Source organism: Microbacterium sp. M3, from assembly GCF_033548675.1.
GTDB classification, from domain to species: domain Bacteria; phylum Actinomycetota; class Actinomycetes; order Actinomycetales; family Microbacteriaceae; genus Microbacterium; species Microbacterium arthrosphaerae.
This window is the reverse complement of the sequence record NZ_JAWTZT010000002.1, coordinates 897257-914372: the sequence shown is the minus strand read 5'-3', so window position 1 is coordinate 914372 and position 17116 is coordinate 897257. Positions and strand designations below refer to the sequence as shown.

Sequence of the window (17116 nt, the reverse complement as noted above, 5' to 3'; positions counted from 1 at the left end):
CCTGGCGTGACCGGCGTGGGCCGGAGCGCAGCGCACCCCGCCGTGAACCCGGGCGTTCGCGTCGAAACCGAGGACCTCGCCCTCGTGTTCGGCGCGAATCCCGCGGCTCGCGGGGCCGCGTCCCGCGGGCGGCGGAAGGTCAGCCGGCGCTCACGCGGTCAGGAGGGCGTACCAGATGAGGAGCATCGTCACGAGGAACCCGGCGAGCTGGTTGAGCCACAGAAAGCGACGCCAGCCGGCGGTGGCCGCCTCCGCGTCGGCGTCGGCCAGCGAGCGGTACGGCCAGACGGTGACGAGGTAGGGCACCACGACCAGCGCCGCGAGCGGCCCGGGCCATGTCGTCGCGAGCATGGCGAGTCCCGCGGCGGCGTAGCACGCGAGGGCGAAGCGCACCGTCCACCGCGCACCGCGGGCCGTCGCGATGGACGAGATGCCGGCCTCCCGGTCGGCGACCACGTCCTGCACGGCGCCGAACGCGTGGGAGGCGACGCCCCACAGTGCGAACGCCACGATCAGCGCGACGAGCGGGAGCGTCCACGCGGCGCCGGCGAGCACGAGCCCGTAGACCGCGGGGGAGAAGAAGTGGATGCTGCTCGTCGCCGAGTCGAGGAACGGCCGCTCCTTCAGGCGCAGCGGCGGCGCGCTGTAGAACACCACGAAGAAGAGGCTCGCCGCGAGCACGACCCACGAGGCGGGGTCGCCGACCAGCACCAGGTACACGACGAACGGCAGGCACGACAGACCCGCCGCCCACAGCGTGATCGGGTGGAGCCTGCGATCGAGCACGGCACCGTGCGCGCCGCCCTTGCGGGGGTTGCGCAGATCGGACTCGTAGTCGAACACGTCGTTGATGCCGTACATCGCCAGGTTGTAGGGCACCAGAAAGAACAGCGTGCCGACGACGAGCGTCGCGTCGATCTCCCGCGTCGTCATGAGGTAGGCGGCGGCGAACGGATAGGCGGTGTTGATCCAGCTCACCGGCCGCGACGACACGAACAGCTGGCGGGCCACACTTCCCGGGCGCAGGGGCGGGGCCGCGGTCACGCCGTGGCCTCCTCTCGCGGGCGCGGCGACCGGTCGAGCAGCGTCCACAGCGCCGGCAGCAGGAAGGCGGCGCACACCGGGTAGGCGAAGTCCTCGATGGGCGCGAGGCCGATGCGCACGCCCGAGATGAGGTGCTCCGGGTAGTCGAACAGCTCCGCGGCGATCATCACGTTGTCGAAGACCGCGGTGAGCGCGACCAGGACCCCCGCGGCGATCCCGCACGACGCCATCCGTCGTCCGAACCGCGGACGACGGAGCGTCGCCAGCACCACCGCCGCGGTCACGGCGACGAAGGGCAGCACGATGAGCGGGTACGTCATCGGACCTCCTCGGAGGCGGGGGCTGCGGCATCCGTCCGCCCGCGGGTGAGAAGGCGCTCCGCACCCGCCGCGGCGACGAGGGCGAGGTAGCACAGGAACGCGAGGAACACCGGCTCCTCGACCGGCAGGTGCGGTGCGAGGTCGAGACCGAGCAGCAGGGGGCTGCCGCCCTTCACGAACACCCCCGTCGCGATGCCGACAGCGTCCCAGGCGAGGAAGAAGGCGGTGCCGATGAGGACCGCCGCGGCCGTGCGACCCGGCGCGCGCCACGCCGTGAGACGCCAGCGCCGATCGATCAGCAGCACGCCGGTGGCGGAGGCGAGGATGGCAGCGAGGTAGACACCGGGCATCCTCACACTCTCGCAGGTTCTGCGAGAGGGCCGGGGGAGCGGTCGCCGCGCAGGCGCTTGACGATGAGCTCCGCCGAGATGAGGCACATCGGCAGGCCGATGCCCGGCAGCGTCGACGCGCCGACGTACGCGAGACCCTTGACGCGGCGTGAGGCGTTGCGCGGCCGGAAGACGGCGCTCTGCCCGAGCGTGTGGGCGAGCCCGAGCGCGTTGCCGCGCCAGGCGCCGAGGTCGTCGGCGAAGTCGCCGGGCGCGACGGTCCGGCGCACGACGATCCGGTCCGCGAGGTCGGGGATGCCGCACCACTGCGCTATCTGCGCGATCACGCGGTCCGCTGCCGCCTCGATCCCCGGGTCGCCCGCGCCGTCGATCCCGCCGTGACCGAGCGACGGATCGGCCGGCACCGGCACCAGCACGAAGAGGTTCTCGTGACCGGCCGGGGCGACGGTGTCGTCGGTGGCGCTCGGTCGGCACACGTACACCGACGCGGGCTCGGGAATCCGCGGATGCGAGCCGAAGATGTCGTCGAAGTTCGCACGCCAGTCCTCGGTGAACAGGAGGGTGTGGTGGGCGAGCTCGGGAAGGGGCCCTTGCACCCCGAGCATCACCAGCAGCGCGCCGGGGCTCGGCGTGCGCGAGCGCCACCAGTCATCGGGATACGTCTGCAGCTCGCGGGGGAGAAGGCGGGTCTCGGTGTGGTGCAGATCCGCGCCCGAGACCACGAGATCCGCCGGCACGCGCCGCCCGTCGGCCAGTTCGACGCCGGTGGCCACCGCATCGTCGGTCGTGATCGCGGTGACGCGTGCCCCGGTCTCGATGACGACGCCGGATGCCTCGGCCAGGCGCTGCACGGCGGCGATGATCTCGGTGAAGCCTCCGCGGGGATAGAGCACGTGCTCGTCGAGGTCGAGGTGGCTCATCAGGTGATACAGGCTCGGCACGCCGTACGGCGATCCGCCCAGGAACACGGCCGGGTACTCGAGGATCTGCCGCAGCCGCAGGTCTCGGAAGCGGCGGTCGACGTGGCGCGCGAGACTGCGGGTCAGCAGCGGGGCGAGCTGCGGCATCCGTCGAACGAGAGCGGGATCGCGCAGGCCCGCGGTCGTCTCGTACGTGTCGTAGAGGAAGCGCGACACGGCGAGCTCGTACGCGTCCGCGGCCGAGTCGAGGTAGGCGTCGAGCTTGGCGCCCGCGCCGGGCTCCACACTCTCGAAGAGAGCGGTGGCCTCGGCGCGGCCGGAGCGGACGTCGAGGGGATCCAGGCCGGTGGACGGCTCGGAGTAGACGCGGTACGCCGGATCGAGCGGCACCAGGTCGAGCTCGTCGGCGGCGGTCGTGCCGAGCAGCCGGAAGAAGTGGTCGAACACCTCGGGCATCAGGTACCAGCTCGGACCGGTGTCGAACCGGAACCCCTCGTGCTCCCACGATCCGGCGCGCCCGCCGAGCTCCTCGCGTGCCTCGAACAGCGTCGTGCTCCACCCCTCGGCGGCGAGCAGCGCGGCTGTCGCGAGCCCGCCGATGCCGCCGCCGATCACCACCGCGCGCTGCGGAGCGCCTGCGTCGGTCATGCGCGCACCTCGCGGGGTCCGAAGCCCATCAGCGCCCGGGCGGCGAGACGTGCCTTCACGGCGTCCGGCACGCGCACCCGCTCCTCGCTGCCGTCGCCGGCGCGCAGCCGCGCCGCGAGCTCGGCGAAGAGGTCGTGGGCCGCTGTCACCGCCCGGCGTGAATCGGCGGGCAGCTCGGGGATGACGCGGGCGGCCGCCGCGAGGTCGGCGTCGATGCGGGCCAGCACGCGCGCGCGTTCCCCGGCGGAGGACACGTCGAGGTAGTCGCGGCCCAGCACGCCGCGGTCGTGCGCGAGGTCGCGGAGGAAGTTGACGTCCTGGAACGCCGCACCCAGGCGACGGGCGCCGTCGATGAGCTCGGGAGCCGGGGCGACCGGATGCCCCGACCCCGCGTTCACGAAGACCTGCAGGCACATGAGGCCGATCACCTCCGCCGAGCCGTACACGTACGCGTCGTGCGATGCGGCGTCGTGCCGCTGCGTCTGCAGGTCGGTGCGCATGGAGGCGAAGAAGGGCACCACGAGGTCGGCTCCGATCCCGCACTCGCGTGCCGTCGTCGCGAACGCGTGCACCACGAGGTTGGAACTGAACCCGCGGTCGATCGCGTCGTGCGTCTCCTGCTCGAGCTGGTCGAGCAGGGCTGCGGTGGCGCCCGGGGTGAGGCCGGCCTCGGCTGCGGGCCCGTCGACGATCTCGTCGGCGATCCGGGCGAGGGCGTAGATGTTGCGCACATGAGGCCGCGGCCGCGGGCCGAGCATGCGGCAAGCCAGCCCGAACGACGTCGAGTAGCGGGCGATCACCGTCGCGGCGGCATCCGCGGCGGCACGGTTGTAGAGATCGAGCCCGGTCGCCACCCGGGTGTGCGTGCCGGTCATGGGATCCGCCCCTCGATGCCGTCGGCGACCTTCCGGAGCAGCGCGCCGGCGCGGTCGGGGAGCACCGCATGCCGCGAGAGCGTCCGGGCCTCGTCCAGCAGGTCTGCGACGAGACCGGCGAGCCGGTCGCGCGCCCCGCTCGCCTCGAGCACGAGCTGCGCCTCGCGCACGGCGACCGGCCCGGTGCGGGCGAGCGCGAGGCTCTCGTCCACGCGCGCCGGCTCGGCCGACTCGCGGGCGAGGGCGACCAGCGGCGTCCGCTTGGTCTCCCGGAGGTCGGGACCGCTGTCGCGCCCGGTCTGCGCCGAGGAGCCGAAGGCCCCGATGAGGTCGTCGACGAGCTGGAACGCGAGTCCCAGGCTGCCGCCGGCGTCGCCGATCACGCGGATGGCCTCGGCATCGGCTCCGCCCAGCAGCGCGCCGGCCTGCAGCGGAGCGCGGAACGAGTAGACGGCGGTCTTGTTGAACGCCGTGTCGAGCGTCGCGGCGCGGGACGGGAAGCGCGTCGCGACGCTGTTCTCGACGTCGGCGAGCTCGCCGGCCGCCGACACCAGCACGGCGTCGTCGAGCAGCGTGAGCAGGCGGTCCCGCGTCGCGGGGTCGGTGGGCGCCATGGCGACGAGGCGGAACGCCTCGTGCAGCAGGATGTCGCCGGCGAGGATCGCGGCGGCGTCGCCCAGGAGCGCGGCGCCCTCGGCGTCGGCGCCGTCGGCATAGCCGCGCTGGCGGAACGCGCCGCCGACGTTGGGCACGCCGCGGCGCATCGTGTCGTGGTCGATGACGTCGTCATGGACGACGAAGGCCGTGTGGAGCAGCTCGAACGCCGCCGCCACCGACAGGGCGGCCGACGCGTCGGCGCCGTCGGGGCGGAAGGCGTCGAAGGCTGCCATCACCAGTGCGGGGCGGAATCGCTTGCCACCCTGTGCGGCCAGGGTGATCGCGTCGGTGAGCGCGCCGAACGACGGCCCGAGCTCGGTAGCCCGTTCGCGGATGCGTGCGAGCGAGCCATCGATCGCGATGTCGAGGTCGGGGTCGTCGGCCGACGGGATCATGATGCCCTTCGCTGATCGGCGGCGGCGGCGGCTGCGGCGCCGTCGAAGAGGTGCAGCTGCTGCGCCTGCAGCACCAGCCACGGGCTGAACGCCCAGGGGGTGGCCTCGAGCGAGGTGGCGAGCGCCTGCGGGTCGACCCAGCGTGCGTCCATGACCTCGAGGGGGTTCAGCACGGGCTCGGCATCGGCGTACGCGATGTAGACCGGGCACACCTCGTGCTCCACGATCCCGTTCGCGTCGGTGGCGCGGTAGCGGAACAGCGGGAGTGCGACGCGGATGTCGCTCAGGGTGAGCCCCAGCTCGAAGTCGGCGTGGCGCCGCACCGCCGTCATCACCGGCTCGGCCGGGCGCGGGTGTCCGCAGAACGAGTTGGTCCACACTCCCGGCCAGGTGCGCTTGCCGAGCGCACGCCGCGTGATGAGCACCTGTCCGTCGGCGTTGAGCACGTGGCACGAGAAGGCCAGATGCAGCGCGGTGTCGGGCCCGTGGACACTCGCCTTCGGCGCCGTGCCGATGGCGCGGCCGTCGTCGTCGAGCAGCACCACGTGGTCGGTGTCGGTCATCCGATGCATCCTTTCGAATCGCTAGCTTCTCTAGCAATGTCTGTTGTGCGATGCTACAACGGGTTGGAGGGAACTTCTACGATGTCCGAGCGCTGGCAGCCACAGACCGAGCATGAGCACGCGGTGATGCGTGTGCTCACGTCGATCCGTGCCGTCAGCGACGCCATGGAGCGCATGCACAGCGGCATGAGGGGCGACATGGACATGAACGCCACCGATGTCGCCGCGCTGCGGCTGCTCATCATCCGCGAGCGCAACGGCAGGCCGGTCAGCCCTCGCGACATCGCGCGCCACCTGCGCATCTCGACGGCCTCCACGACGAAGCTCCTCGATCGCCTCGTCGTCTCGGGCCACGTCGAACGCCGACCGCATCCGAGCGACCGCCGCGCACGGGTCGTCGTCCTCACCGATCCGGCCCGCGAGACCTTCTTCCGCGTCTTCGGCGACCGCCTCCGCGCCATGCGGTCCATGGCGATGGGCTACGACGAGGCCGAGCTCGCGGTGGTGGCGCGATTCCTGGACGACCTCAGTCACGCGATGGATCCCGACGACTGAGACCTGTCGAGCCGCGGCGGCGCACTTCGGTCGGCGTGGCTCCGAACCAGCGGCGGCAGGCGCGTGTGAGTGCGCTCTGCTCGCTGAGCCCGATGACCCCCGCGAGCTGACCGAGGGGCATGTCCGTGTCGCGGAGGTGGCGTTCGGCCTCGTCGCGCCGGACGTCGTCGACCAGGCGCGCGAAGCTGGTTCCCTGCGCCGACAGCTGGCGCTGCAGCGTGCGGCGGTGCTGTGCGAGCTGTGAGGCGACGAGGTCCAGGTCGAGGGCGCCGGTGGGGAGCATCCGGCGGATCAGGCGGATGACGGCGTCCACGGTGGTCGACGCGGTCGGCACGACGATCGTGTTCAGGTAGTCCTGCACCACCGCGTGGACCGCACTGTCCGACTTCAGGGGCCGCGCCAGGATCGCCGCGGGAAAGGTGAAGCCGTAGAGGGGTGCCGAGAACTCCACCGGGCAGCCGAAGTACTGCACGTAACCGGCCCTTTCCGCCAGCGGCTCGTGACGCAGCTGCACGGTGGTGGGCAGGAAGTCATCGCCCGCGAGGAGCCGGATCACACGGCAGGTGACGCCGAGTCCGAGCTCGGCGGCCTGCCGGTGTGTCGGCGGGCGCTCCGCGACGAGACGCCACTCCAGGGTCGCCATCGTCGAGCCTGGCCCCGGTCGCACCCCGACGGCGAGCGCGGGGCTGTAGAAGGTCATGTACTGCTCGATCGCCTGCAGCGCCTCACCGACGGTCGGAGCGGTCCGTGCCGCGACGCCGAGCGGCCCGAGGATCTCCAGCCCCTGCCGTGCGCCGAGGCGCCGGCCGAAGTCCCCGGCCCCGGTCGCCGGTGCGGCCGCCTCGAGCACCGCCACCACGCTGCGGTAGCTCACGAACGTGTCGTGATCGCCGATCGCGGCGCGAGGGAGGTGCACGCGCGCGAGGAGTTCGTCCGGATCGCCGCCGAGTTCGTCCACCAGGTCGGTGAAGCCGAGCAGCGACGTTCCCCGCACCAGCGACATGTCATCCATGGTCAAGAACTCGTCGCCCGGGGTCAAGCCTCCGGTCGCGATCCGGCCGAGAGTGGATCCGGTGGATCCCACCCGCACGTGGAGTGCGCACTCGAAGGAGAGGCCTGGCATGAGCCGCTTTGACATCACCCGAACCAACATCGCCATCGCGCGCCTGCTCGAGACCACGGACAATCCGCGGCACCGCTGGCTGCTGCAGGCCTACGACCGTCACCGCAACCTCGAGATGGCGGGTCGCTGGCAGGAGATCTTCGCCCCGGAGATGACCGTGGAGCACCCGGTGTACCACTTCAACGTCTTCGGCATCAACACCGTCCTCGACGGCGCTGACGCCGTCAAGGCGGTGTACGACGAGTGGTCGCAGTCGGCGCAGTGCATCTTCTACACCGACGACGAGAAGCTCGCCGTCGGCGACAACATGATCGTCTCGACCGCGACGATCTATCAGCAGACGCCGGGCCTCGTGCTCGCCCAGGCGGGTGCGCCCGTCGACCCGGACGCCCATTACCTCGTCGCCAACGTCGAGCACATGATCTGGCCGTACGACGACGAGGGCCGCCTCATCGGCGAGGACGTGTGGGAGATCGACGAGTCGAAGCGCCGGATCATCCCGCTCGCGCCGGAGGAGGTGCTGACGGTCGAGATGTCGGCGAAGCTGCTCGATCCCTTCATCACGCCGCTGCCGCCGCGGAGCTTCTGAGTCGTCACACCTCACCGCCCCTTCCCGCCGAGCGTCACCCGGCGGGGAGGGGCGGTGTCGTTCGGGGCGCTGACGGCCGGAGGGCGGCTGCCGCGCCCGGCGCACGCATGGCCGGCCGCCCGCGGCGCGGGAGCGGATGCCGCCACCGCCGCTCGCGGTCGCAGCGGCGCATCGCGTGCACGAACGCCGGATGGCCGGCAGCCTCGGGGCTGCCGGCCATCCGGGTCGGTCGGTGCGGGATCAGCCGACCGGCATGACAGCGGGTGCCAGCCAGCCGGTGCCGTCGAGGATGCCCGGGATCTCGGTCCGCTCGGTGCTGTACGTGCGCCACAGCAGACGGAAGCCGCCGGCCGGCGTGGGCAGCCAGTTCTGTGCGTGCGCGGGGTCGGCCGGGCGTTCGGCCTGGATGTACAGGTCGAGCGAGCCGTCGGCGTTGTAGTGGAGGTCGGTGCGGTCGTTGATCGCGTAGCGGTCGATCTCGTTGGCGACGATGAAGCCGTCGTTGTCGTAGAGCGTCATCGACCAGAAGCCGTCGTCGGTGACGGGCGGAAGTCCACCGGCCGGGATGTGCACGACGTACTTCTTCGCGCCGGTCAGCGGCTTCCCCGTGCGGTCGAGGAGCGCGAGCGGGTAGATCGACTGCTCCGGCCGGAGCGCGCCCAGACCCACCTGGGTCACCACGGCGCGCAGGCGGTAGTCCGTGCCGTACGTCCCCGTCGGCGTGACCAGGTACCCGTTGTGGCGGGCGAAGTTCTGGCCGTAGATCGCCTGCGCGTCGCCGAGCACGGTCGCCTGTCCCGCCGCGATCGCCGCGGTCATGCCCGCCACGGTGTCGGCCGACAGCGATGCGTCGGTCGACGGCTGAAGACCCGGTCCGACGCCGATGGCAGCCAGTTCGTCGAGCATCGGCTGGTCGGCGGCCGGTGGCGGGAACTCTGCGAGCAGGTCGCCGAGCTTGTCGTAGAAGGCCATGCCGGTGGGCAGGCCGGGGTCGTCGATGGTGGTGTCGGGGCTGGCGGGGACCGGGGCGCGCCAGTTCTTCTTCGGGTACTGGCTGAGCGGGATGACCGAGATCTTGTCCTGGAGGCGGTTCACGGCCGTGATGTCCTTGGCGCTGTCGTTGTCGGCGTACACGCGCTCGATGATGAAAACCCGGTCGTAGGGCGACTCCACACGGGTGACGTGCTTCGGGAGCACGACGTCGGAGTCGTCGGGGCCGACGATGGCGTAGTCGCCGGCTGGGGTCTCGTCGACCGAGCCCAGGTTGGCGAAGTTCTCGGTGTATGGGCTCATCAGAGGAACGACGAAGTACCGGTCCTTGATCTTCGGCACATGGATGACCTGCGGCTCGTCGCTGAGGTCGAGCCACGCGATCGAGTACAGGGTGTCGAGGTTCGGGGCGACCACCGATCGGTCGGCCGGGTCGATGAACGCCCGCACCGGGTTGAACTGGTTGACCGGGCCGAAGCCGCGGTCGTTCGAGACATCGATGCTGGTCTGGTTCTCGAACGTCTTGTCGGTCGTGACCAGCGGCAGGCCGTACCGGTAGGCCTGCAGCCCGAGCTGGTAGCCCAGCTCGTAGTCGGTCTCGTCCGCCGCGGCGGGGTGGAGACCGGTACCGACAAGGGTGGCGCTCAGAAGCGCAGCGGCGACGGCGACGGTGCCGCGCCTGCGGGGGGTCCAATGGCCCATGAGATCTGCCTTTCGACGGAGTCGATAACGGGTATCGCCGTCGAGTGTGACGCAGATCGGATGCCGCGGCTTGACCTCGTGCGCCGACTTCTTGACTCACGGTGACACCGTCGACCCAACCGTCGGCACCACGAACGAAGGAAGGGCGCCCCTGGCGGGACGCCCTTCCTTCGTTTTCTGTTGCGGGGACAGGATTTGAACCTGCGACCTCTGGGTTATGAGCCCAGCGAGCTACCGAGCTGCTCCACCCCGCGGCACAAGAAGTAAGCCTAGCACGGGTTTCGAGCGCTCGTGACACCGGGGCGGTCGGGTTGCTCCGCGCGCCGAACGCGCGACAGGATGAGGCATGCCCGGCGCGCGTGACACCGACCCCCTGGACGACCGCGTGGACGGCCGCGACGAGTCGCCCGAGGAGCGCGCCGACCGCAATTGGAACGAGGTGCTGCAAGAGCTGCGCGTGCTGCAGACCGGCACCCAGATCCTCACCGGCTTCCTCCTCGCCCTCGCCTTCCAGCCCACGTTCGGAGACCTCTCCGATGCCCAGCGATCGGTCTACCTGGGGCTCGTCGTCCTGTCGGCCCTCAGCTCGATCGTGGCGCTCGCGCCGGTCGCGCTCCACCGGGTGCTCTTCCAGCAGCGCGCCAAGGCGGCCGTGGTCCGGTACGGACACGTCGCCCTCATCACGGCTCTGCTGACCGTGTCGGTGCTGCTGGTCGGCGTCGTGGCGTTCGTCTTCGACGTCGTGCTCGGCGGGTCGGCCTTCTGGTGGGCGCTCATCCCGCTGGCGCTGCTGGTGCTCATCCTGTGGCTCGTCGTTCCGGCACTGATGCGGGCCCGGCTGCGCACGAACGGCGGCGCGCGATGAGCGACACCCTCGCCATCGGCGTGGCGCAGTTCGCCCCGACCGCCGACACCGCGGCCAACCTCGACGCCATCGCAGAGCTGGTGGCCACGGCGTCCGCTCGCGGGGCGCGCGTCGTGGCCTTTCCCGAGTACTCCAGCTACTTCGTCGACCCGTTCGACGAGTCCCTCGCGGCGAACGCCGAGCAGCTGGACGGTCCGTTCGTGGCGGCGCTCACGCGGATCGCGGGCGCGCACGACATCGTGATCGTGGCCGGGCTTCTGGAGCGGGCGAGCGACGCCGATCGCGTGCGCAACACCGTCGTCGCCGTCGACGGCACGGGCCTTCTCGCTCACTACCGCAAGCTCCACCTGTACGACGCGTTCGGCCAGCGCGAGTCGGACTGGGTCGAACCCGGCGAGCCGGGGGAGCCGCAGACGTTCGCGCTCGGCGGACTGAGGTTCGGGCTGATGACCTGCTACGACCTGCGCTTCCCCGAGGTCGGGCGCACGCTCGTCGACGCCGGCGCCGACGTGTTCCTCGTGCCGTCGGAATGGGTGCGAGGGCCGCTCAAGGAGCACCACTGGCGCACGCTCCTGCACGCCCGCGCGATCGAGAACACGGTGTTCGTCGCGGCGGCCGATCATCCGCCGCCGCTCGGCGTCGGGAACTCGCTCATCGTCGACCCCCAGGGCGTCGAGATCGCCGCGGTGGGAACCGCGACCGACGTGGCGGTCGCGCACCTCGACGTCGGCGCGATCGAGCGCGTGCGGCGGGTCAACCCGGCCCTGACGCTGCGCCGGTTCCGGGTCGAGCCGCGCTGACGCGTCCGGTCACGCCAGCTGCGCGAGACGGGATGCCGCCTCTTCGAGCACGTCCATCCGCTTGCACGCCGCGAAGCGGACGAGGGTGGCGTAGTCCGCCCGCCGCTCGGGCGTCGCGAACGCGGTGAGGGGGATGGCGACGACCCCGGCCCGGTCGGGGAGGCCACGGCAGAAGGTCGCGGCATCCGTCGCTCCGAGGCGTCGCGCATCGGCGACCGTGAAGTAGGAGCCGGCCGGTGTCGAGACGTCGAAGCCCGCCGCCCGCAGGCCGCCGCCGAGGAGGTCGCGCTTGTCCCGGAGGGTCTGCGCGATGCCGCGGAAGAATGCGTCGGGGAGGCGGAGCCCGGTTGCGATCGCGGGCTGGAACGGGCTGCCGTTGACATACGTGAGGAACTGCTTCACCGCCAGCACCGCGTCGATGAGCGGTGCCGGCCCGGTGATCCAGCCGATCTTCCAGCCGGTGGTGGAGAACGTCTTGCCTCCGGACGAGATCGTCAGCGTGCGCTCCCACGCGCCCGGAAGGGTCGCGATCGGGACGTGCGCCTCGTCGAAGACCAAGTGCTCATAGACCTCGTCGGTCACGATCACCGCGTCGTGGCGCTCGGCCAGGCGCACGACCTCTCCGCGCACGTCGGCGTCGAAGACCGCGCCGGTGGGGTTGTGCGGATCGTTCACCAGGATGACCCGCGTGCGGTCGCTCACCGCGGCGCGCAGCAGGTCGAGGTCGGGCTGGAAGTCCGGCCACCGCAGCGGCACCGTGACCAGCCTCGCGCCGGCCAGGGCGGCGACGGCGGCGTACGAGTCGTAGTACGGCTCGAAGACGACGACCTCGTCGCCCGGCGCGTCCAGGAGCGCGAGCAGGGTCGCGGCGAGCGCCTCGGTCGCTCCGGCGGTCACGAGCGCCTCACGCGCCGGGTCGATCCGCAGGCCGTAGAAGCGCTCCTGGTGCTCGGCGATGGCCGAGAGGAGGTCCGGGATGCCGCGACCCGGCGGGTACTGGTTCGCCCCGTCGGCGATCGCGGCGCGGGCGGCGTCGAGGACCTCGGCGGGGCCGTCCTCGTCGGGGAACCCCTGCCCGAGGTTGATCGCGCCCGTTCGCGCCGCGAGGGCCGACATCTCGGCGAAGATGGTGGGGTGGATCGACCCGTCGGCACCGACGAGTCCGGCACCGGCGGCGGTCCGGTACCAGGCTCCGGGGATCTCTCGCATCGCTTCACCGTATCGGGGAGCTCATCCCCGTTGCATAGCGGAGTCCCATTCCCGACATAAGAAACGCACAGCATCGGTGGGCACAGTGGTCACAGCTTTGCAGAAGGAGCAACCATGAGCGACAACCAGGGCGAGCGCCCGCAAGACCAGACCCCCGCAGTCCCGCCGGTGCCCCCGGTTCCGCCCGCTTCGCCGTCGACCCCCGCACACAGCGCCGACCCGCAGCAGGCCGCACCGCAGCAGCCGCAGCAGGCCGCACCGCAGCAGGCCGCACCGCAGCAGGCCGCGCCGCAGCAGCCGGTGCCGCCGCAGGGCGCGCCGACGCAGCCCGTGCCGCCCGCCGGCTATCCGACCGGCGCGCAGGCGTATGCGCGGCCGCAGGGGTGGGCAGGTCAGCCCGCGCCGTACCCGCACTCGTATGCCGGCCAGCCGGCGCCGGGCGCCGCGTTCGGCGTGAACCCGGCCGACACGCAGCCGACGCTGCCGATCGGCGGTGCCACCGGCACCGTCCCCACCGCCAAGCCGGCCAAGAAGCCGTCGGGCGCGGGCAAGGTCGTCGGGCTCATCGTCGCCGCCGCGATCGTCGGCGGTGCGGCGGGCCTCGGCGGCTCGTATGCGGGCGTCACCTGGTTCGCGCCGGTAAGCTCTTCTCCCGCGGCCGGGCCGTCGTCCGTGACCGTCAACGACACCGACTCGGTCAACCAGACCACCGGGATCGCGGCGAAGGTCGTCCCGAGCGTCGTGACGATCGCCGCCTCCAGTGACAGCGGGGCCGGCACCGGCTCGGGCGTCGTGCTGACCGAGGACGGCTACGTCGTCACGAACACGCACGTCGTCACCCTCGACGGCGCCACGGGCGACGCGACGGTCCGCGTGACCACCTCGGACGGCCGCGTCTACGACGCCGAGGTCGTCGGGACCGACCCGATGTACGACCTCGCGGTCATCAAGCTCCAGGACGCGGAGGGCCTGACGCCCATCGACTTCGCCGACTCGAGCAAGCTCAACGTCGGCGACACCACGGTCGCGATCGGCGCGCCGCTGGGTCTCGCGAACTCCGTGACCGAGGGCATCGTGAGCGCCCTGAACCGCTCGATCCAGATCGCGTCGTCGGCAGCGCCCGACAGTGCGGAGGAGGACCAGGCGCCGCAGGACGAGGGCAACGGCCAGCAGGGCCCGTTCCGGTTCGACTTCGGTCAGGGCCAGCAGCAGGGTGCCGCGACCGAGACCATCTCGATCGCCGTGATCCAGACGGACGCCGCGATCAACCCCGGCAACTCCGGTGGCGCGCTCGTGGACTCCGACGGCGAGCTGATCGGCATCAACGTCGCGATCGCGACCGCGGGCGGCTCCTCGTCCGAGGGCTCCGGCTCGATCGGCGTCGGCTTCTCGATCCCGTCCGATGTGGTCAAGCGCATCACCGACGAGATCATCGAGAACGGCTCCGCGACGCACGGGCTCCTGGGCGCGAGCGTCAAGCCCGCGGCCTCGGTCGAGGGCTCGGAGATCACCGGCGCCTACATCGACGCCGTGACCGACGGTGGTGCGGCCGCGACCGCCGGCCTGCGCGAGGGCGATGTCGTCACCGGATTCAACGGTCTGCCCATCACGGACGCCACCGATCTCACCGCGCAGGTGCGGGCGGCGGCGGCCGGCAGCGAGGCGGAGGTCACCTACGTCCGCGACGGCAAGACCGAGACCGTCACGGTCACGCTCGGCACGCTCGAGCAGTAAGCCCTCGAGGGCCAGGGACGCCGTTCCGCGAGCAGGTAGGCTCGCGGAATGGCGTCCTTCTCGTTCGGCGCGGGGAACGCCCGGAAACTCGCGACGATCCCGCTGTATGCCGCCGGACGCATGCTGACGCTCCTCGTCCCGCGCTCGCGCGACCAATGGGTGTTCGGCTGCGCCGTCGGCATCGGCGACGGCGCTTTGGCGGTCTGGGAGCAGGCAGCGGCGGACGATCGCCGCGCGGTCTGGCTGGTCGGCACCGCCCGGGAGGCGAGGGATGCCGCGGCCCGCGGCATCCCGTCGATCCCGAAGCGTTCGATGCGAGGCCTGTGGCGCACGGCGCGCGCGCGGGTGATCGTCGTCACGCACGGGTTCGGCGACGTCAACCGTTACGCCGTCTCGGGCGCGTACGTCGTGCAGCTCTGGCACGGCATCCCGCTCAAGCGGATCGGGCTGGACTCGCTCGAGACGCTGCGCACGCCGGGGGTCCTGGCTCGCACGCCGGCGGCTGTGCCCGTGCGCGTACTGCTGCGAGCCATGTTCCGCGGCGCGGCCCGGCGGATCCGCCTGCTGCCGGCCGCCTCCCACCTCGTGCGCGGCCGGCTGGAGTCGGCCTTCGCCCTGCCCGACAGGAGCGTGCCGGTGACCGGCGAGCCTCGCGTGGACGTGCTGTCGCGCGGCACCGCGGCCGACCGCCGCACCGCCGCCCGGGCGGCCATCGCGCGCGCCGTTCCCCGAGCGCCGCATCAGGGCGCGCTCGTGCTCTACGCGCCGACCTGGCGCGACGGCGCCGTCGACCCCGCGGTGCCCACCCCCGAGGAATGGGCGCGGATCGTCGACGTGCTCGACCGCCGCGACGCCACGCTGCTCGTGCGCTCGCACCCGCTCGGCGCCGGCGACTACGTCCCACCGTTCCCGACGCCGCGGGTGCAGGCGCTCGGCAGCGACCTCGTGTCGGACATCACTCCGCTCCTGCCGGGGCTGGACGCGCTCGTGACCGACTACTCGTCGCTCGCCTTCGACGCTGCGCTCGTGCCGCTGCCGACGCTGTTCCTCGCTCCCGACGTCGACGCCTACGCCCGGCGGCGCGGCTTCTACGGCACCTACCGCGACGTGGCCGGCGACGACTGGGCGCCCGGCTGGGCAGAGGCCGCCGGTCAGCTCGACGCGCTGCTCGGCGACCCGGCGGAGCGCGCGCGCCTCATCGCCCGCGCATCGGCGCTCAGCGCCCGCGTCCACGCCTTCCGCGACGGCCGCAACGCGCAGAGGGTGTACCGTGCGATTCTGGCCGGAACGGCCCAGGACGCCCGCCCGAGGGAAGGAAACGGATGACCGAGGCCCGCTTCACGACGGACGGGGGCCCGGCGCTCGTGCTCTCGGGCGAGGGGCAGCGACCGGCGACCGTCGAGCTCGTCGGCGCGCGGGCGCGCGTGACCGCGCGCATCACCGGCGGCGGCAAGACCTGGCGCGCGGTCCTGGCGCTGCGGGCCGCACGCTGGGGCGGGACGGAGCTCCCGCTGCCGTCGGGGGCGTACGAGGTGCGCGTGACGGACGCGGAGGAACGCGGCATCCATCCCCCCGAAGCGATCGGCCTGACGCAGCTCGGCACCCTGCGGGCAAGCCTGGACGGATGGGCGCTGCGGGTGGGACCACCGATGGACCCCGCCTACGACTCCGGCGAGGGGCAGGACGCCCTCGAGCGCCGCTATGCCACACGGCCGGCCGAAGGCTTCGAGAACGCAGTGTTCTTCGAGAGCTTCTACGGCCGCAACGCCAGCTGCAACCCGCTGGCGATCGATCGCGAGCTCGCGCGCCGCGCGCCGGGCGTGACGCGGTACTGGAGCGTCGTCGACCTGTCGGTGGCGGTGCCCGAGGGTGCGGTGCCGGTGGTCGAGGGAAGCCCGGACTGGTGGCGCGCCCGCGGCGCCGCGCGCCTGCTGGTCGTCAACGACTGGCTGCGGCGCCGGTTCTCACGGCGCAAGGGGCAGGTCGTGCTGCAGACGTGGCACGGCACGCCGCTCAAGCGGCTCGCGCTGCACCGGCCCGGCTTCGACCCGCGCCGCATGGCCGCCGTGGTGCGCGAGTCGCGACGCTGGAACATCCTGCTCGCGCAGAACCCGTACGCCGCGCGAATCCTCGGGAAGGCGTACGCGTTCCTCACGCGCCCGGTGTGGGTGGAGGGGTACCCGCGCAACGACGTGCTGACCACGGGCGACGGTGGAGCGACCCGGCGGGCGCTCGGCATCCGCGAGGGGGAGCGCGTGCTGCTGTACGCGCCGACCTGGCGGGACGACCGCGACCAGATCGTCGACTTCGTCGACCCGGTGGCGCTCGCGGCGGCCACGGATGCGGTCGTGCTGGTGCGGGGCCACTCCCGCACGCTGCTGCCGGGGCGCGACGCGGAGGGCCCGCGCGTGGTCGACGTGACCGGCTTCCCCGACACGTCGCAGCTGCTGCTGCTGGCGGATGCCCTCATCACGGACTACTCGTCGGTGATGTTCGACTTCTCGGTGACGGGCAAGCCCATGTACTTCCTCGTGCCCGACATGGAGCACTATCGCGGCGAGCTGCGGGGCTTCTACTTCGATCTCGCCGCGCACGCGCCGGGGCCGATGGTGCGCAGCCAGGAGGAGCTTGTCGCGGCGCTCGGCACGGACCACACCGACGACTACGCGGCGCGCTATGCCCAGTGGCGCCAGAAGTTCAACGCGCGCGACGACGGGCGCGCCGCCGAACGGGTCGTGACCCGCATCCTCGATCAGGGGTTCATCAGCGCCTGAGCG

Annotated in this window: 17 protein-coding genes and 1 tRNA gene; 7 read left to right on the top strand and 11 right to left on the bottom strand. The window is 72.1% G+C overall.

Features of this window, described 5'->3' with window-relative positions:
• Positions 1-150: 150 nt before the first annotated feature.
• Genes R8Z57_RS09625 through idi form a run of 7 tightly spaced genes read right to left on the bottom strand, consistent with a single transcriptional unit; the run spans position 151 to position 5772 of the window.
• Positions 151-1044, bottom strand: coding sequence for a prenyltransferase (locus R8Z57_RS09625; protein WP_318353528.1), 894 nt, complete (start codon positions 1042-1044; stop codon positions 151-153).
• On the bottom strand, positions 1041-1364 hold the full coding sequence (locus tag R8Z57_RS09620; RefSeq protein WP_318353527.1) for a lycopene cyclase domain-containing protein: 324 nt from the start codon (positions 1362-1364) through the stop codon (positions 1041-1043). The genes R8Z57_RS09625 and R8Z57_RS09620 overlap by 4 nt, the downstream gene beginning before the upstream one ends.
• Entirely contained in the window at positions 1361-1714 is a 354-nt protein-coding gene (locus tag R8Z57_RS09615; RefSeq protein ID WP_318353526.1) for a lycopene cyclase domain-containing protein, read from the bottom strand. The genes R8Z57_RS09620 and R8Z57_RS09615 overlap by 4 nt, the downstream gene beginning before the upstream one ends.
• A 2-nt stretch (positions 1715-1716) precedes the next feature.
• Positions 1717-3282 (bottom strand): phytoene desaturase family protein, encoded by a 1566-nt coding sequence (crtI, locus tag R8Z57_RS09610; RefSeq protein ID WP_318353525.1) that lies wholly within the window; start codon positions 3280-3282, stop codon positions 1717-1719.
• Positions 3279-4157, bottom strand: coding sequence for a phytoene/squalene synthase family protein (locus R8Z57_RS09605; RefSeq protein WP_318353524.1), 879 nt, complete (start codon positions 4155-4157; stop codon positions 3279-3281). The genes crtI and R8Z57_RS09605 overlap by 4 nt, the downstream gene beginning before the upstream one ends.
• A complete protein-coding gene (locus R8Z57_RS09600) occupies positions 4154-5209 on the bottom strand; it encodes a polyprenyl synthetase family protein (RefSeq protein WP_318353523.1) in 1056 nt (351 codons plus the stop codon). The genes R8Z57_RS09605 and R8Z57_RS09600 overlap by 4 nt, the downstream gene beginning before the upstream one ends.
• Complete coding sequence (idi, locus tag R8Z57_RS09595; RefSeq protein WP_318353522.1) at positions 5206-5772, bottom strand: isopentenyl-diphosphate Delta-isomerase; 567 nt, start codon at positions 5770-5772, stop codon at positions 5206-5208. Before idi ends, R8Z57_RS09600 begins: the two co-directional genes overlap by 4 nt.
• Before the next feature lie 81 nt (positions 5773-5853).
• Here idi and R8Z57_RS09590 point away from each other — a divergent pair, with 81 nt between their 5' ends.
• A complete protein-coding gene (locus R8Z57_RS09590; RefSeq protein WP_318353521.1) occupies positions 5854-6327 on the top strand; it encodes a MarR family winged helix-turn-helix transcriptional regulator in 474 nt (157 codons plus the stop codon).
• Here R8Z57_RS09590 and R8Z57_RS09585 read toward each other — a convergent pair.
• Positions 6299-7339, bottom strand: a complete 1041-nt coding sequence (locus tag R8Z57_RS09585) for an AraC family transcriptional regulator (RefSeq protein WP_318353520.1) — start codon at positions 7337-7339, stop codon at positions 6299-6301. The genes R8Z57_RS09590 and R8Z57_RS09585 overlap by 29 nt on opposite strands.
• Before the next feature lie 109 nt (positions 7340-7448).
• Between R8Z57_RS09585 and R8Z57_RS09580 the strand changes: the two genes are divergently transcribed.
• Positions 7449-8039, top strand: coding sequence for a hypothetical protein (locus R8Z57_RS09580; protein ID WP_318353519.1), 591 nt, complete (start codon positions 7449-7451; stop codon positions 8037-8039).
• A gap of 240 nt (positions 8040-8279) precedes the next feature.
• Here R8Z57_RS09580 and R8Z57_RS09575 read toward each other — a convergent pair whose 3' ends face one another.
• Together R8Z57_RS09575 and R8Z57_RS09570 are read right to left on the bottom strand one after the other, a co-directional pair.
• Positions 8280-9731: a DUF1254 domain-containing protein gene (locus R8Z57_RS09575; protein WP_318353518.1), complete on the bottom strand. Its 1452-nt coding sequence runs from the start codon at positions 9729-9731 to the stop codon at positions 8280-8282.
• A gap of 180 nt (positions 9732-9911) precedes the next feature.
• Positions 9912-9985 (bottom strand) — tRNA-Met (locus R8Z57_RS09570).
• 92 nt (positions 9986-10077) lie between these two features.
• Here R8Z57_RS09570 and R8Z57_RS09565 point away from each other — a divergent pair.
• Together R8Z57_RS09565 and R8Z57_RS09560 are read left to right on the top strand one after the other, a co-directional pair.
• Positions 10078-10596 (top strand): DUF6328 family protein, encoded by a 519-nt coding sequence (locus R8Z57_RS09565; RefSeq protein ID WP_318353517.1) that lies wholly within the window; start codon positions 10078-10080, stop codon positions 10594-10596.
• Complete coding sequence (locus tag R8Z57_RS09560; protein WP_318353516.1) at positions 10593-11396, top strand: carbon-nitrogen hydrolase family protein; 804 nt, start codon at positions 10593-10595, stop codon at positions 11394-11396. Before R8Z57_RS09565 ends, R8Z57_RS09560 begins: the two co-directional genes overlap by 4 nt.
• Positions 11397-11405: 9 nt before the next feature.
• Here R8Z57_RS09560 and R8Z57_RS09555 read toward each other — a convergent pair whose 3' ends face one another.
• A complete protein-coding gene (locus R8Z57_RS09555; protein WP_318353515.1) occupies positions 11406-12605 on the bottom strand; it encodes an aminotransferase class I/II-fold pyridoxal phosphate-dependent enzyme in 1200 nt (399 codons plus the stop codon).
• A 114-nt stretch (positions 12606-12719) separates the two neighbouring features.
• On the opposite strand from R8Z57_RS09555, the gene R8Z57_RS09550 reads away from it, so the two are divergent.
• From R8Z57_RS09550 to R8Z57_RS09540, 3 genes are read left to right on the top strand one after another with little or no spacing between them, the layout of a single operon-like run.
• The gene (locus R8Z57_RS09550; protein WP_318353514.1) at positions 12720-14339 is read left to right on the top strand and encodes a S1C family serine protease; all 1620 of its coding nucleotides are present in this window, start codon (positions 12720-12722) and stop codon (positions 14337-14339) included.
• A 48-nt stretch (positions 14340-14387) separates the two neighbouring features.
• Positions 14388-15665 carry a CDP-glycerol glycerophosphotransferase family protein gene (locus R8Z57_RS09545; RefSeq protein ID WP_318353513.1) on the top strand — a complete coding sequence of 426 codons (1278 nt, stop codon included), beginning with the start codon at positions 14388-14390 and terminating at the stop codon, positions 15663-15665.
• On the top strand, positions 15662-17113 hold the full coding sequence (locus R8Z57_RS09540) for a CDP-glycerol glycerophosphotransferase family protein (protein ID WP_318353512.1): 1452 nt from the start codon (positions 15662-15664) through the stop codon (positions 17111-17113). Before R8Z57_RS09545 ends, R8Z57_RS09540 begins: the two co-directional genes overlap by 4 nt.
• The last annotated feature ends 3 nt before the right edge of the window (positions 17114-17116 follow it).